This is a genomic window from Herbidospora sp. NBRC 101105 (genome assembly GCF_030269205.1).
Classification (GTDB): Bacteria; Actinomycetota; Actinomycetes; order Streptosporangiales; family Streptosporangiaceae; genus Herbidospora; species Herbidospora solisilvae.
Window position 1 is genome coordinate 91,240 of record NZ_BSSX01000008.1, and the last position, 13,887, is coordinate 105,126.

A 13,887-nucleotide genomic window follows, 5' to 3' on the forward strand; every position below is an offset into this window, starting at 1 on the left:
CGACCGGCTCGCGCACTGACACGTAGTCGTAGGGGAAGAGGTGAGCTTCCTCTCCCGTGCACGCCAGGGTGTTCTTCCGCCGTTTCAGGTCGCGACCCTGCATGTTTCACATCTGTGAAACTCGCCACATGCGTGTTTCGGGCATGTTTCGGATGCTACGTACACCAAAAAAGCGCCTGCCGGTAAACCGGCAGGCGCTCCATGAGCTGGTAAAACTACGCGGCGGCGTGGGCCATCTTGCGCAGACGGGCCAGCGCGTCGCGTTCCAGGCGGCGGGCCCGGTCGCGGCCGATGCCGTATCTTTCGCCCACTTCCGTCAGCGTGTGTTCACGTCCGTCGACCAGGCCGTAACGCCAGCGCAGCATCTCGCTCGCCTGACCCTCCAGGCCGGTCAGCCAGTGCTCCAGGCGCTCGCGGTCGAGGGTGGCCAGGGCCTGCTCCTCGGGGTCGGCCCACGACTCGTCGGCGATCATGTCGCCCAGCTCGGTCTCGTCCTCGTCGCCCACGCCCAGTTGCAGCGACACCGGGTCGGAGGCCCAGCGGCGCAGCTCGCGGACCCGCTCGATCGGCAGGTCGAGCACGTTGGCGAGGTCGTCGTCGGTCGGCTCGGCGTCGAACTCGGCGAGCATGTCGCGGCGCACCCGCATCAGGCGGGTCATCTGCTCGCCGGCGTGGGTGGGCAGGCGCACCGGGCGGGCCTGCTCGTGGATGGCCCGGCCGACCGACTGGCGGATCCACCACGTCGCATAGGTCGAAAACTTGTAACCCCGGCGGTAATCGAATTTCTCGACCGCCCTCACCAGGCCCAGGTTCCCCTCTTGCACCAAATCGATGAGCGGCATTCCGCGCCCGGAGTATTTCCGGGCCACCGCCACCACCAGGCGCAGGTTCGCCTGGATGAACTCGTCTTTGGCGCGGCGCCCCGATACCGCGATCCGTTCGAGTTCCTCGTCGAGCGCGTCGGAGACCTTCGGCTCCGGGTCGCCCGAGTCGAGCAGCTGCTCGGCGAACAGCCCCGCCTCGATTCTCTTGGCGAGCTCGACCTCCTGCTCTGCGCTCAGGAGCGGAACGCGCCCGATCTCCGCCAGGTAGGTTCCCAGCAGGTCACGATCCGCGACTTCCTGCGTCCTGTTCCCCGTCGCCATTCAAGGCACCTCGTTCCGCAGCGCGAACACCCTCGTCCTGAACGTGCCAACGGCTGGATCAGGGCAAAGATTCCCTCAAGAGATACGCCAGCAGAATGGTTTTCGATTCCTCCTATAGGAGGATGCGCATCTCTTTATCGCGAAATCTCACACTACCCGCCGACCGGCCTGCCACACCTGTGTGACCAACGGGACACCGGGACGGTAGGCCAGGTGCACGTACGAGGCCGCTTCGAGGATGATCAGGTCGGCCCGCGCGCCCGGCCGGATCACCCCGACGTCGGCCCGGCGCAGCGCCGCCGCCCCGCCCGCCGTCGCGGCCCTGACCGCCTCGGCCGGGGTCATGCCCATCTCCCGTACGGCCAGCGCCACGCAGAACGGCATCGACGAGGTGAACGAGGAACCGGGGTTGCAGTCGGTCGCCAGCGCCACCGTGACCCCGGCGTCGAGCAGCCGGCGGGCCTCCGGATAGGGCGAGCGGGTGGAGAACTCCGCGCCCGGGAGAAGGGTGGCCACCACCCCGGCGTCGGCCAGCATGCCGACGTCCTCGGGGGTGAGGTGGGTGCAGTGGTCGGCCGAGGCCGCGCCGAGCTCGCAGGCCAGCCGGACCCCGGGGCCCTCGCCGAGCTGGTTGGCGTGCACCCGCACGCCCAGCCCGGCCGCCTTCCCGGCGGTGAGGATCTCGCGGCTCTGGGCCTCGTCGAAGGCGCCCCGCTCGCAGAAGACGTCGATCCACTTGGCGTGGGGCGCGCACTCGGCGAGCATCGGCCCGGCGACCAGGCGGGTGTACTCGTCGGCGTCGGTCCCGGGCGGCACGACGTGGGCGCCCAGGAAGGTCGACTCCTCGGTGAACGCCCGCGCCACCTCCAGGGAGCGCCTCTCGTCGCCGGTGGTCAGGCCGTAGCCGCTCTTGATCTCGACCGTGGTGGTGCCCTGGACGGTCATCTCGTGCACCAGCCCGGCGGTCCGGGCGGCCAGCTCCGGGGTGGTCGCCGCCCTCGTCGCGGCGACCGTGGTCCGGATGCCCCCGGCGGTGTAGCGCTCCCCGGCCATCCGGGCGGCGAACTCGGCCGTGCGGTCGCCCGCGAAGACCAGGTGGGCGTGGCTGTCGACGAACCCGGGGAGCACGGCCCGCCCGCGGACGTCGACGCGGTGGTCGGCGGCCGGGGCGCGGGCGGCCTCGCCCACCCAGGCGATCTCGGCGCCGTCGACCACCACCGCCGCCTTGTCGATCTCCTCACGGTCCTGGTCGGCCGTGAAGAGCAGCCCGATGTCATAGAAGAGCGTCGCGCTCATTCAGCACTCGCAATCACGTCAGCCGCGGACCGCGCCGATGGCGTCGCGCAGCAGGTGGCCCACCTCGCCGATCACGTGACGGCCGGAGCCGACGATCCGTCGGCCGCCCGACACGACGGACACGACGTCGGCGCCCGTCGCCGCGAACACCACCGATTCCACTGCCGAACGGGCGGTCGCGCCAGCCGTACGGACGGAGTCGAGCCGGACCGTGACCAGATCGGCCCAGGCCCCGGGGCAGAGCTGGCCGCCGTCGGGGAAGCCGAGGGAGGTGTGGCCGGCCAGGGTGGCGGCGGTGAGCAGCTCGTCGGCCCGCCAGTGGCCGCGTTCGCCGCTGACGATGCGCTCGCCGAGTTCGACGGCGCGGGCCTCCTCGAAGAGGTCGACCACGGCGTGGCTGTCGGAGCCGAGCGTGATGGGGCTCCCGGCCAGGTGGAGGCGGCGGGTGGCGCAGACGCCGTCGGCCAGGTCGCGTTCGGTGGTCGGGCAGACGCAGACATGGGTGCCGGAGCCGCCGAGGAGGGCGACGTCCTCGTCGGAGACGTGGGTGGCGTGCACGGCCGTCGACCTCGGGCCCAGGGCGCCGGCCTCGTGCAGGACCCGGACCGGGGAGGCGGCGTAGGCGGCCACGCACTGATCGTTCTCCGCGGGCTGCTCGGAGACGTGGGCGTGCAGCGGACCCGCGTGGTGGTGGGTGAACTCGACCACAGTGGGCATCTGCTCGGGGCGCATGGCCCGCACCGAGTGGATGGCGGCGCCGATCTCGACGTCGTCGGCCCCGGCGTACGCCCCGGCGAGCCGGTCGGCGCGTTCGGCCCACTCTTGGACGGTGCCGTCGCCGAACCGGGTCTGCGCCCCCTCCAGGGGAGCGCCGAAGCCGCCGCTCAGATAACAGGTGTCGAGCAGGGCCAGCCGCACCCCGGCGTCGCGGGCGGCCCGGACGAGCGCGTGGCCCATCTCGTTGGGGTCGTCGTAGCGCACGCCGCCGGGACCGTGGTGGAGGTAGTGGAACTCGCCCACCGCCGTGATCCCGGCCAGGGCCATCTCGGCGTAGGCGGCGCGGGCCAGGTGGTAGTAGGTGTCGGGGTCGAGGCGGCCAGCGACGGCGTACATCTGCTCGCGCCAGGTCCAGAAGCTGCCCCGGCCCACCTGGGTGTGGCCGCGCAGGGCGCGGTGGAAGGCGTGGGAGTGGGCGTTGGCCATGCCGGGGATGGTCAGGCCTTCGAGGATCTCGCCCTCCGGGGGCACGCCCTGCTTGACCTCGGAGATCCGGCGGCCCTCGACGTCGATCCGCACCCCTTCGGCGACCGCGCCGCCGACCAGGGCCAGCTCGCACCAGTACGTCTCCATCACGCCCCGCCTCCGGTCAGGTCGGCCAGCACGGCGGCCAGCGCGATCACGCCGGAGACGCAGTCGCGCGGTTCGGCGAACTCGCCGGGCGCGTGGGAGACCCCGGTGGGGTTGCGGACGAACAACATCGCGGTCGGCACCCCGGCGGAGGCCAGGATGCCGGCGTCGTGCCCCGCGGCGGTCGGCAGGATCGGCGCGGGATGGCCGTCGAGGCCGGCCACGCAGGCGACGCGGGTGCGCAGCACCTCGTCGAAGGTGACCTCGGGCGTCCACGACTCCTCGGTGACGTCGGCGCCGGCCGCGAGTTCGGTCACCAGGGCGCGGACCTTCTCGGTCTCCGGGCCCCGGGCGTCGAGCCAGGCGGTGACCAGCGACGGGATCGCGTTGGCGTTGTTGGGCTCGACCCGGACCTTGCCGAAGGTGGCGCGCACGCCGTGGGCCTCGGCCTGGGTGCGGGCGGCCAGCACGGCGTGGGCGTAGGCGAGCATCGGGTCGTCGCGGTCCTCGAAGGCGGTGGTGCCGGCGTGATCGGCCGTACCGCGGAAGTCGAAGCGCCAGCGCCCGTGGGGCCAGATGGCGCTGGCCACCCCGACCGGGGCCTCCAGGGCGCGGCCCTGCTCGACGTGGAGCTCCACGAAGACCCCGACGCGGGCGAGGGTCTCGTCGTCGCGGCCGAGGCGGCCCGGCTCGCGACCCCGGGCGGTGAGCACCTCGTCGAGGCTGTGGCCCTGGTCGTCGCGCAGGCTCCGGGCGCGGTCGGGGTCGAGGACGCCGGTCAGCAGCCGCGAGCCGATGCAGGGCACCCCGAACCGGGCGCCCTCCTCGTCGGTGAAGCAGGCGACCGCGATCGGACGGTCGGGCTGGAAGCCGTCACCCCTGAGCAGATCGATCGCCTCGAACGCCGACGCCACGCCGAGCGGCCCGTCGAACGCGCCGCCTTCGCGGACCGAGTCGAGATGGCTCCCCGTCACCAGTCCCGGGCCCTGGACCGACGGGTCGCCCCACCACGCCCACAGGTTGCCGTTGCGGTCTTCGTGGCTGGTCAGGCCCCGTTTCGCGGCTTGGTGGGTGAACCATTCGCGCAACTCCATGTCGGCGGACGACCAGGCGTCACGCCGGTAGCCCCCGGTGCGCGGGTTTCTGCCGATCTGCTCGATGTCCGCCAGCATCCCTCCACCCTACTGAATGGCTCCATTCAGTCCAGGGAGGGCTACCCTGACCCGGTGAGTTTCGATGTCAGCGTGGTCGTTCGTTACCGCAAAGCGGTCACCTACGGCATGCACGCCCTGCTGGCGGCCCTCGAAGCTGCGCCTCCGGCGGTGAACTTCGAGATCCGGTACGCCACCAGCGCCGAGGAGACGGCGATCCAGATCGGCCAGGCCGACGCCGACCGGGTGCTGGTGCTCTGGTCCTTCTACTCGCCCGATTTCCCGTTAATGACGGCCGAACTGGCCGAAGTCAGGGCGCTCAGCCACCGAGACGACGTCGTCCACGTCGCGGGCGGCGTACACGCCACCGCGGAACCCCAGCAGGTCATCGACGCGGGCTGGGACGTCGCCGCGATCGGCGAGGGGGAGACCACGATCATCTCCCTGGTCGCCGAACCCGATCCGCGCAAGGTGCCGGGCCTGGCGATCCGCGACCACGACGGGATCGCGCTCCGCACCCCGGGCGCGCCGCAGCTGCCGCTCGACGCCTTCCCCTCGTTCCCGGCCGGCCGGGCCGGTCCCATCGAGATCACCCGCGGCTGCCGCTACACCTGCAAGTTCTGCCAGACCCCGTTCATGTTCGGGGCCCAGTTCCGGCACCGCTCGGTCGAGAGCGTGCGCGACCACGTGCGGCGGATGGCCGCCAGGGGCCTGCGCGACGTCCGGTTCATCACCCCGACCTCGCTCAGCTACGGCAGCCAGACCGCCGATCCCGACCTCGGCAAGGTCGAGGAGCTGCTGGTGGCGTGCAAGGAGGAGGCGCCCGCCGACGGCCGGGTGTTCTTCGGCAGCTTCCCCTCGGAGATCCGCCCCGAGCACGTGACGCCCGAGGCGATGCGCATGCTCCGCCGCTACGTCGCCAACGACAACATCATCATCGGCGCCCAGTCGGGCTCCGACCGCATCCTTGCCGCCTCGGGCCGGGGCCACGGCGCCGCGCCGGTGCTCGACGCCGCCAGGATCGCGATCGACTTCGGGTTCCGGCCCAACGTCGACTTCATCTTCGGCATGCCGGGCGAGACCGAAGACGACCAGAAGGCGTCGCTGAAACTCGCCTCCGACCTGGCCGACCTCGGCGCCCGCATCCACACCCACACCTTCATGCCGCTGCCCGGCACCCCGTGGCGCGACGCCGAACCGGCGCTGATCCCGCTGACCACCTCGACCGAGCTCGACCGCCTGGCCCAGCGCGGCGACGCCTACGGCCACTGGCGCAAGCAGGCCGAACACGCCCAGGTGCTGGCCGAGACGGCCAAGCAGTATCCGCGCCGGACACCGCGCCGCCGTGTCTGACGCAGGGTCTAGCGCGGCCTGACGACGACCTCGGTCAGGTGGGCGTCGGCCGGCGCGGTCACCGCCGCGACCACGGCCTTGGCGACCGACTCGGCCTTCAGGTAGCGGTGCGGCTCGTAGTCGCCGCCCTCCTGCCGCCGGACCCCGCGCTGCATGTCGGTGTCGATGCGCCCCGGGTAGACGGTCGTGACCCGCAGCTCCGGCTCCTCCAGGCGCAGCACGTCGGCGTAGGCGCGCAGCGCCCACTTGCTGGCGGCGTAGGAGCCCCAGTCGGGGTTGGCGTTGCGCCCGGCGCCCGAGTTGACCAGCACGACCTGCCCCTTCGCCGCCCGCAGCGAGGGCAGCAGCAGCCGGGTCAGCTCGGCCACGGCGAAGACGTTGACCTCGAAGGTCTCCCGCCAGACGCGGATCGGCGTCTCCCCCACCGGCCCCAGCGTGACGACCCCGGCGCTGTGCACGAGCAGGTCGATGCGCCCGAGCCCTTCGACGTCGCGCTGGGTGATCTCGGTCAGCTCGACGGGGAACGGCCGCGCGTCGAGCTCCTTGCAGATCTCGTCGAGCTTCCCGCCACCCCGTCCGCCGAGGATCAGGTCGTAGGCGGGCGCGAGGGCCCGCGCGACGGCGGCCCCGAGGCCGCGAGAACCGCCCGTGATCAGGGCGACAGGTCGATCACTCATGCCGATCACCTTAGTTGCGGGACCGCCGCGCATCGTGTCCCGCCGTCCGTGGCTGAAGGGCCTTCTTTCCGTTACGGCTCCGCCTGGCCGGCCATCCGACCACCGTCCGGCCGCGAAAAGGCGTTGCGGGCTATATTCAAATTTGTATATAAGTTTGAGCATGTCCTCCACACGGGTCCTGATCCTCGGCACGCTGCTCGACGGGCCGCTGCACGGTTATGAGGTGCGGCGGCGTCTCGAACTGTGGGGGGCCGCCTACTGGGCCAACGTGGCCTACGGGTCGATCTACCACGGGCTGGCCAAGATGGCCGACGAGGGGCTGCTCGCCGTCGTCGAGCACGGCAGGGGCGGCAAGACCGTCTACGAGATCACCGGCGACGGGCGCGAGGAGTTCCGGCGGCAGCTGCTCACCTACTGGTGGGAGATCAAGCCGATCGTCGACCCCTTCCAGGTCGCGCTCACGTTCATGGACCGGCTGCCCGAGGCCGATCTGGTCAACGCCATGGAGGCCCGGCTGACCCAGCTGCGGGCGGCGGTCTCCTCCACCGAGCGGGCGCTGGAGGCCAAATTGTCGTTCGACGCGCCCCGCCACGTCGACGAGTGCATCCGGCTGGCCAACGCCCAGCTCCGCTCGCAGCTCGACTGGATCGAGGACGCGGTCGGGCGGGTCAAGAGAGGCGAGCTGCCGTAAATCGGTTGACCTTGACCCGGCGTCATCCTCGACCCTGGGTCTTCCCCCCGAGCGAGAACGGGTTTCCGAATGATCATTGAAGCGCACGGGTTGCGCAAGACCTTCCACGCCAAACGTGGCCGAGGCAAGACCGAGGAGGTCGAGGCCGTCCGGGGCATCGACCTGGAGGTCCAGAAGGGCGAGATCTTCGCGGCGCTCGGCCCCAACGGCGCCGGCAAGACCACGACCGTCCGCATGCTCGCCACCTTCATCGCCCCCACCGCCGGCACCGCCCGGGTGGCCGGGTTCGACGTGGTGAAGGAGGCCGCCAGGGTCCGCGAGAACATCGGCTACGTCAGCCAGGCCGGCGGCGTCGACGAGAACAACCCGGGCATCGACCAGCTCCTGCTGGCCGGCCGCATCGCCGGGTTGTCCAAGAAGCAGGCCCTGGCCCGCGCCGACGAGCTGCTGGCCGCCTTCAGCCTGACCGAGATCGCGCGCCGCCCGGCCCGCACCCTGTCGGGCGGCCAGAAGCGCCGGTTCTCGATCGCGCTCGGCCTGGTCACCGCGCCCCCGCTGGTGTTCCTCGACGAGCCGACGACCGGGCTCGACCCGCAGAACCGGGCCAACCTCTGGGACGAGGTGCGCGCCCTCCGCGACCGCGGCACCAGCGTCCTGCTGACCACCCACTACCTCGACGAGGCCGACGCGCTCTGCGACCGGCTCGTCATCATCGACAACGGGACCGTCGTCGCCGAGGGCACCCCCGCCTCGCTGAAGAAGGAGGTCGCGGGCGACGTCGTCACGCTGAAGCTCAAGGGCGTCGACGACGCGGCCGAGGTGCTGCGCGCGCAGTCCTACATCAAGGAGGTCCGGACCGAGGAGGGCCTGCTGCGGGCCTACCTCGACGACGGCGAGCACGGGCTGCCCCACCTGCTGCGCGTGCTCGAAGAGCGCGGCCTCACCCTGGAGTCGATCTCGCTCGACCGGGCGACCCTCGACGACGTCTTCCTCCGCCACACGGGCCGATCCCTGAGAGATGCCGCATGATCCGCCAGACCTCCCTCTTCCTGGGCTACGAGCTCCGCTTCCTGCTGCGCAACCCGGTGTGGCCGCTGTTCGGCATCATGCAGCCGGTGCTCTACCTCGTGTTCTTCGCGCCGCTGCTCGGCAGGACCACCTCCAGCGGGTCGATGCCCGAGGTGCTGGCCATGTTCACGCCCGGTTCGATGATGATGATCGCGCTGTTCGGCTCGTTGTTCGCCGGATTCGGCATGATCAACGAGACCCGGAACGGGGTGCTCGAACGCCTGGCCGTCTCCCCCGCCTGGCCGCCCGCGATCATCCTGGGCCGGGTCGCCAAGGACATGCTGGTGCTGGTCGTCCAGGCCGTCCTGGTCATGGGCGTGGCCATCCTGATGGGGCTGCGCATCGGCCTGCCCGAGTTCCTCATCATGCTGCTGCTGATGGCGGTGACCGGCCTGTTCGCGGCCAGCCTCTCCTACGGCCTGGCCCTCGCCATCAAGGACGAGAACGGCGTCTCGCAGCTCGTGCAGTTCTTCGCGATGCCGCTGACCCTGATCGCGGGCCTGTTCCTGCCCGTCTCGCTCGGTCCCGACTGGCTGCAGACCCTCGCCCGGTTCAACCCGCTCTACTACGGCGTGGAGGCCGGCCGGTCGCTGTTCCGCGGCGACCTCGGCGACTCCACCATCCCGATCGCGTTCGCGCTGCTCATCGGCCTGGCGCTGATCACGCTCGTGTGGTCGATGCGGTCGCTGCGCCGTCTGGCCGCCTGATCGGGCTACAGGAAGATCCCGCCCCGCTCGGTCATGCGTTCGTGGTCGTCGAGGCGGGCCCGGGTCCGCAGCGGCGCCGCGTCGGCCATGGCCTCCACCAGGAGCATCGCCAGGGCCAGCGGCGCCACGTGTGAGTCGAACACCAGCCGTTCCCCCACCGGCGCGTCGAGGACGACGTCGGCGGGGAACGGCACCTCCGGCCGGTCGGTGATCACGGCGATCGACAGGCCCAGCTCGCGGGCCTCGGTCAGGGCCGCCGCCGCCTCGGCCGGGTAGCGCGGGAGCACCACCGCGAGCAGCCAGCCCGCCCCGGCCCGGCGGGCGGCGTGGAGGCCGTCGGCCAGCTCCGAGCCGCCGTGGGTGAACAGGCGCACGTCGGGGTGGATGCGCCGGGCGAAGTAGGCGAACGTCGTGGCCAGGCCGCTGGAGACGCGCAGGCCGAGGATCGGCAGCGGTTCACTGGCGGCCAGGGCCGCGCCGACCTCCCCGACGGTCTGCGTCACCGGGCCGATGCGGTCGCGCAGCGAGCGCAGGTTGCCGATCTCGGTGTCGAGCGCGTCGGGGCCCGCCTCCACCCTGGGCGGCGGGCCGCCCAGGACGAGCGGGCGCAGCGCGTGGCGCAGCTCCGGATATCCGGCGAAGCCGAGCGCCGCGGCGAAGCGGGTCACCGACGGCTGGCTCACCCCGGCCCGGTCGGCCAGCTCCACGCTCGACAGAAAGATCGCTTCGTGAAGGTGTTCGCCCAGGTAATGGGCGATACGGCGCTGCGCCGGGGAGAGACGGCGACCGTCGAGGAGGCGTTCGAGACCGTCGACCACGCGTCAATTCTCCCGCATCGGCACCCGGACCCCCGTATCGGCCGCCACTTCGGCCGCCTCGGCGTAGCCGGCGTCGACGTGGCGGATGACGCCCATGCCCGGGTCGTTGGTGAGCACCCGGTTCAGCTTCTCGGCCGCCAGCGGGGTGCCGTCGGCGACGGTGACCTGCCCGGCGTGGATGGAGCGGCCGATGCCGACGCCGCCGCCGTGGTGGATCGACACCCACGACGCGCCCGAGGCGACGTTCACCATGGCGTTGAGCAGGGGCCAGTCGGCGATGGCGTCCGAGCCGTCGAGCATGCCCTCGGTCTCGCGATAGGGGGAGGCGACGCTGCCGCAGTCGAGGTGGTCACGGCCGATGACGACCGGGGCCTGGAGCACGCCGTCGGCGACCATCTGGTTGAAGCGTTCGCCGGCCTTGTCGCGCTCGCCGTAGCCCAGCCAGCAGATGCGCGCCGGCAGGCCCTGGAAGTGCACCTTCTCCCCGGCCAGCCGGATCCACCGGGCGAGCGGCTCGTTGTCGGGGAACAGGTCGAGGATCGCCTTGTCGGTGGCGGCGATGTCGCGCGGGTCGCCGCTGAGGGCGGCCCACCGGAACGGGCCCCTGCCCTCGCAGAACAGGGGGCGGATGTACGCCGGCACGAATCCCGGGAAGGCGAACGCGCGCGAGTAGCCCGCCAGCTGTGCCTCGCCGCGGATCGAGTTGCCGTAGTCGAAGACCTCCGCGCCGGCGTCGAGGAAACCGACCATGGCCTCGACGTGGCGGGCCATCGACTCCCGGGCCCTGACCGTGAAGCCCGCCGGGTCCTTCTCGCGTTCGGCGGCCATGTCGGCGAAGGCGACGCCTCTCGGCAGGTACATGAGCGGGTCGTGGGCGGAGGTCTGGTCGGTGACGACGTCGATCTCGGCGCCCATGGCCAGCAGTTCGGGCAGCGCGTCGGCGGCGTTCGCCTCGACCCCGATGCTCAGCGGCCGGCGCTGGTCGCGGGCCTCGTAGGCCAGCCGCAGCGCCTCGGCCAGCGACCCGGCCCGCACGTCGAGGTAGCGGTGTTCGATGCGCCGCTCGATCGACCGGGGGTCGCAGTCGACGCAGATCGCCACGCCGCCGTTCATCGTCACGGCCAGCGGCTGGGCGCCGCCCATGCCGCCGAGCCCGGCGGTGAGGGTGATGGTCCCGGCCAGCGTGCCGCCGAAGCGCTTGGCGGCGACGGCGGCGAAGGTCTCGTAGGTGCCCTGGAGGATGCCCTGGGTGCCGATGTAGATCCACGAACCGGCGGTCATCTGGCCGTACATGGTGAGCCCGGCGGCCTCCAGGCGGCGGAACTCCTCCCAGTCGGCCCAGTCGGGCACCAGGTTGGAGTTGGCGATGAGGACCCGCGGCGCCCACTCGTGGGTGCGCATGACACCGACCGGGCGGCCCGACTGCACGAGCAGGGTCTCGTCGGCGTCGAGGGTGGTGAGGGTCCGGGTGATCGCCTGGAACGAGGGCCAGTCGCGGGCCGCCTTGCCCGAGCCGCCGTAGACGACGAGCTGTTCGGGGTGTTCGGCCACCTCGGGGTCGAGGTTGTTCTGGATCATCCGGAGCGCGGCCTCCTGGGGCCAGCCCTTGGCGGTCAAGGTCGTGCCGCGGGGGCTCCGCACAGTCGGCATGGGGCACTCTCCTGAATGAGACTATTCACGTCGTCTCCCGCAGGATACGGCGGCGAGAGTCGGAGGGGCACCCCGGCGTCCCGGGGCACCCCTCCCGGACGCGACCGCACGTACGCGTTTGACCCGGGTCCGGCTCTGTGGCGAAGGAGAGGCTCCGCTCATTGCGGGGTGCCCCCGATCCGCTCCGGTCATCTCCCCCGCGGGGAAAAGCTCCGGCTAGGAGTTGACCAGGAACTGGGTGGCCGCCAGTTCGCGGTAGAGGTCGTCTTGGGCGATCAGCTCGTCGTGGGTGCCGCTGGCCCTGACGCGACCGGCCTCCATGACGATGATCCGGTCGGCGCCGGTGACCGTCGACAGGCGGTGGGCGATGACCAGGACGGTCGTCTCGCGGGCCACCTCGGCGATGACCTCGCGCAGGCGCAGCTCGTTGACGGCGTCGAGCTGCGAGGTGGCCTCGTCGAGGAGGAGCAGCCTCGGGCGGCGGAGCAGCGCGCGGGCGATGGCGACGCGCTGCCGTTCACCGCCCGACAACAGGACCCCGCGGTGGCCGACCTGGGTCTCCAGCCCTTCCGGCAGCCGCTCGACCAGGTCGTCGAGCCGCGTGCGGGCCAGCGCGCGCCGGATCTCCTCCTCGGTCACGTCGGGGGCGGCGAAGGTGAGGTTCTCCCGGAGGGTGCCGTCGAGCACCGGGGCGTCCTGCTCGACGTAGCCGACGGCGGCCCGCAGGTCGGGCAGGTGCCAGTCGGCGATGTCGGTCCCGCCGACGGCGATGCGCCCGGAGGTCGGCTCGTAGAACCGCTCGACCAGGCCGAACACGGTCGACTTGCCCGCGCCCGACGGGCCGACCAGGGCCGACAGGCGGCCGGCGGGGGCCTCGAAGCTGACGCCGTGGTGCACGATCGGCCGGTCGTCGCCGTAGCGGAAGACGACGTCCTCGAAGACCACCCCGACCGGCACGCCGGTGGTCTGGCCCTGGGTCGCGGCCGGTTCGACCGGCAGGTCGTCGATCTCCCTGATCCGCGTCAGCGCGGCCAGGCCGTTCTGCAGCTGGGTGGCCGCCTGCACCATCTGGCCGAGCGGCGCCACCAGGAAGAACAGGTAGAGCAGGAACGCGATCAGGGTGGCGATGGTCATCGCGCCGCTCGCCACCCGGGCGCCGCCGACCGCGAGCACCACCAGGAAGGCGAGCTGGACCGACAACCAGGCGGTGGTGCCGGCGATCGACTGGTAGGCCGAGGAGCGCACGCCCCGGTCGCGGGCCTTCCTGGCGGCGGCCTCGACGACGCCGATCTCGCGGGCCTCGGCGCCGGAGGCCTTGACCGTACGGAACGCCTGGAGAGCCCGGTCGAGCGCCGAGCCCATGTCGCCCAGCGCCTCCTGGGCGCGGAGGGAGGCCGCGCGGATGCGCGGGAGCAGCAGCGACCCGAGCCCGCCGACCCCCGCCACCACTCCGAGGGTGACCACCAGCAGCACCCAGTCCATGACGCCCATCAGCACGGCCGCCCCGGTGAACAGCACGGCGGAGCCGACCGCGCCGACCAGGCCCTCGGTGGTGACGGTACGCAGCAGCGTCGTGTCGGAGGTGACGCGCGCCAGCAGGTCACCGGGCTTGAGCCGGTCGACCTCGGGCACCCGCAGCCGGAGCACCCGGTCGACGAGCCGCACCCGCGCGGACAACACGATGCCCTCGCCCATCCGCTCCAGCACGAACTGCCCGAGCGCCGAGATCGACGCGCCGAGGAGCACCACGACCGAGAGCAGCAGCACGGGCCCGAGCACGCTCTCCCCGGCCCCGAACCGGTCGATCACCGCCCGGACGAACAGCGGCATCACCAGCCCCCCGGCCGAACCGGCGAGCGTGAGCAGACCGGCGAACACGAGCGTGCGCCGGTGTGGTTTGACGAGATCTCCGAGCATCTGCCAGGACGACGTCACGGTTTGCCCCCTTGGGACGTCAATGAAAGTTGACGACGTCAATCTAGGT

At 71.8% G+C, this 13,887-nt stretch carries 12 protein-coding genes; 4 read left to right on the forward strand and 8 right to left on the reverse strand.

The annotated features are described in order from the left end of the window. Positions 1 to 215 precede the first annotated feature (215 nt). From QSK34_RS30110 to QSK34_RS30125, 4 genes are all read right to left on the reverse strand, one after another. Positions 216 to 1,145 carry a sigma-70 family RNA polymerase sigma factor gene (locus tag QSK34_RS30110; protein ID WP_161481284.1) on the reverse strand — a complete coding sequence of 310 codons (930 nt, stop codon included), beginning with the start codon at positions 1,143 to 1,145 and terminating at the stop codon, positions 216 to 218. A gap of 147 nt (positions 1,146 to 1,292) precedes the next feature. Beyond that, positions 1,293 to 2,441: an imidazolonepropionase gene (hutI, locus tag QSK34_RS30115; protein WP_285589000.1), complete on the reverse strand. Its 1,149-nt coding sequence runs from the start codon at positions 2,439 to 2,441 to the stop codon at positions 1,293 to 1,295. Between the two features lie 18 nt (positions 2,442 to 2,459). Continuing rightward, positions 2,460 to 3,791 carry a formimidoylglutamate deiminase gene (locus QSK34_RS30120; RefSeq protein WP_161481286.1) on the reverse strand — a complete coding sequence of 444 codons (1,332 nt, stop codon included), beginning with the start codon at positions 3,789 to 3,791 and terminating at the stop codon, positions 2,460 to 2,462. After that, complete coding sequence (locus tag QSK34_RS30125; RefSeq protein ID WP_285589002.1) at positions 3,791 to 4,960, reverse strand: allantoate amidohydrolase; 1,170 nt, start codon at positions 4,958 to 4,960, stop codon at positions 3,791 to 3,793. Before QSK34_RS30125 ends, QSK34_RS30120 begins: the two co-directional genes overlap by 1 nt. 54 nt (positions 4,961 to 5,014) lie before the next feature. Here QSK34_RS30125 and QSK34_RS30130 point away from each other — a divergent pair, with 54 nt between their 5' ends. Then, positions 5,015 to 6,292: a TIGR04013 family B12-binding domain/radical SAM domain-containing protein gene (locus tag QSK34_RS30130; protein ID WP_285589004.1), complete on the forward strand. Its 1,278-nt coding sequence runs from the start codon at positions 5,015 to 5,017 to the stop codon at positions 6,290 to 6,292. An 8-nt stretch (positions 6,293 to 6,300) separates the two neighbouring features. On the opposite strand, the gene QSK34_RS30135 is transcribed toward QSK34_RS30130, so the two are convergent. Then, positions 6,301 to 6,969 (reverse strand): SDR family oxidoreductase, encoded by a 669-nt coding sequence (locus QSK34_RS30135; RefSeq protein WP_285589005.1) that lies wholly within the window; start codon positions 6,967 to 6,969, stop codon positions 6,301 to 6,303. A gap of 160 nt (positions 6,970 to 7,129) precedes the next feature. Here QSK34_RS30135 and QSK34_RS30140 point away from each other — a divergent pair, with 160 nt between their 5' ends. The 3 genes from QSK34_RS30140 to QSK34_RS30150 all read left to right on the forward strand — a co-directional run bounded on the left by QSK34_RS30140 (position 7,130) and on the right by QSK34_RS30150 (position 9,435). Beyond that, positions 7,130 to 7,660: a PadR family transcriptional regulator gene (locus QSK34_RS30140; protein ID WP_051760734.1), complete on the forward strand. Its 531-nt coding sequence runs from the start codon at positions 7,130 to 7,132 to the stop codon at positions 7,658 to 7,660. Positions 7,661 to 7,729: 69 nt separating this feature from the next. After that, positions 7,730 to 8,689 (forward strand): ATP-binding cassette domain-containing protein, encoded by a 960-nt coding sequence (locus QSK34_RS30145; protein ID WP_285589011.1) that lies wholly within the window; start codon positions 7,730 to 7,732, stop codon positions 8,687 to 8,689. After that, the gene (locus QSK34_RS30150) at positions 8,686 to 9,435 is read left to right on the forward strand and encodes an ABC transporter permease (protein WP_285589013.1); all 750 of its coding nucleotides are present in this window, start codon (positions 8,686 to 8,688) and stop codon (positions 9,433 to 9,435) included. The genes QSK34_RS30145 and QSK34_RS30150 overlap by 4 nt, the downstream gene beginning before the upstream one ends. Positions 9,436 to 9,440: 5 nt before the next feature. Here QSK34_RS30150 and QSK34_RS30155 read toward each other — a convergent pair whose 3' ends face one another. From QSK34_RS30155 to QSK34_RS30165, 3 genes are all read right to left on the reverse strand, one after another. Further along, positions 9,441 to 10,253, reverse strand: a complete 813-nt coding sequence (locus tag QSK34_RS30155; protein WP_285589014.1) for a MurR/RpiR family transcriptional regulator — start codon at positions 10,251 to 10,253, stop codon at positions 9,441 to 9,443. A 3-nt stretch (positions 10,254 to 10,256) separates the two neighbouring features. Next, positions 10,257 to 11,903 (reverse strand): urocanate hydratase, encoded by a 1,647-nt coding sequence (gene hutU, locus QSK34_RS30160; protein ID WP_285589016.1) that lies wholly within the window; start codon positions 11,901 to 11,903, stop codon positions 10,257 to 10,259. Between the two features lie 216 nt (positions 11,904 to 12,119). Continuing rightward, positions 12,120 to 13,838: an ABC transporter ATP-binding protein gene (locus QSK34_RS30165; RefSeq protein ID WP_285589018.1), complete on the reverse strand. Its 1,719-nt coding sequence runs from the start codon at positions 13,836 to 13,838 to the stop codon at positions 12,120 to 12,122. Between the last annotated feature and the right edge of the window lie 49 nt (positions 13,839 to 13,887).

Coding starts and splice junctions, on each gene's coding strand:
- QSK34_RS30110 (WP_161481284.1), bottom strand. CDS start 1,145: ATGGCGACGGGGAACAGGACGCAGGAAGTCGCGGATCGTGACCTGCTG.
- hutI (WP_285589000.1), bottom strand. CDS start 2,441: ATGAGCGCGACGCTCTTCTATGACATCGGGCTGCTCTTCACGGCCGAC.
- QSK34_RS30120 (WP_161481286.1), bottom strand. CDS start 3,791: ATGGAGACGTACTGGTGCGAGCTGGCCCTGGTCGGCGGCGCGGTCGCC.
- QSK34_RS30125 (WP_285589002.1), bottom strand. CDS start 4,960: ATGCTGGCGGACATCGAGCAGATCGGCAGAAACCCGCGCACCGGGGGC.
- QSK34_RS30135 (WP_285589005.1), bottom strand. CDS start 6,969: ATGAGTGATCGACCTGTCGCCCTGATCACGGGCGGTTCTCGCGGCCTC.
- QSK34_RS30140 (WP_051760734.1), top strand. CDS start 7,130: ATGTCCTCCACACGGGTCCTGATCCTCGGCACGCTGCTCGACGGGCCG.
- QSK34_RS30145 (WP_285589011.1), top strand. CDS start 7,730: ATGATCATTGAAGCGCACGGGTTGCGCAAGACCTTCCACGCCAAACGT.
- QSK34_RS30150 (WP_285589013.1), top strand. CDS start 8,686: ATGATCCGCCAGACCTCCCTCTTCCTGGGCTACGAGCTCCGCTTCCTG.
- hutU (WP_285589016.1), bottom strand. CDS start 11,903: ATGCCGACTGTGCGGAGCCCCCGCGGCACGACCTTGACCGCCAAGGGC.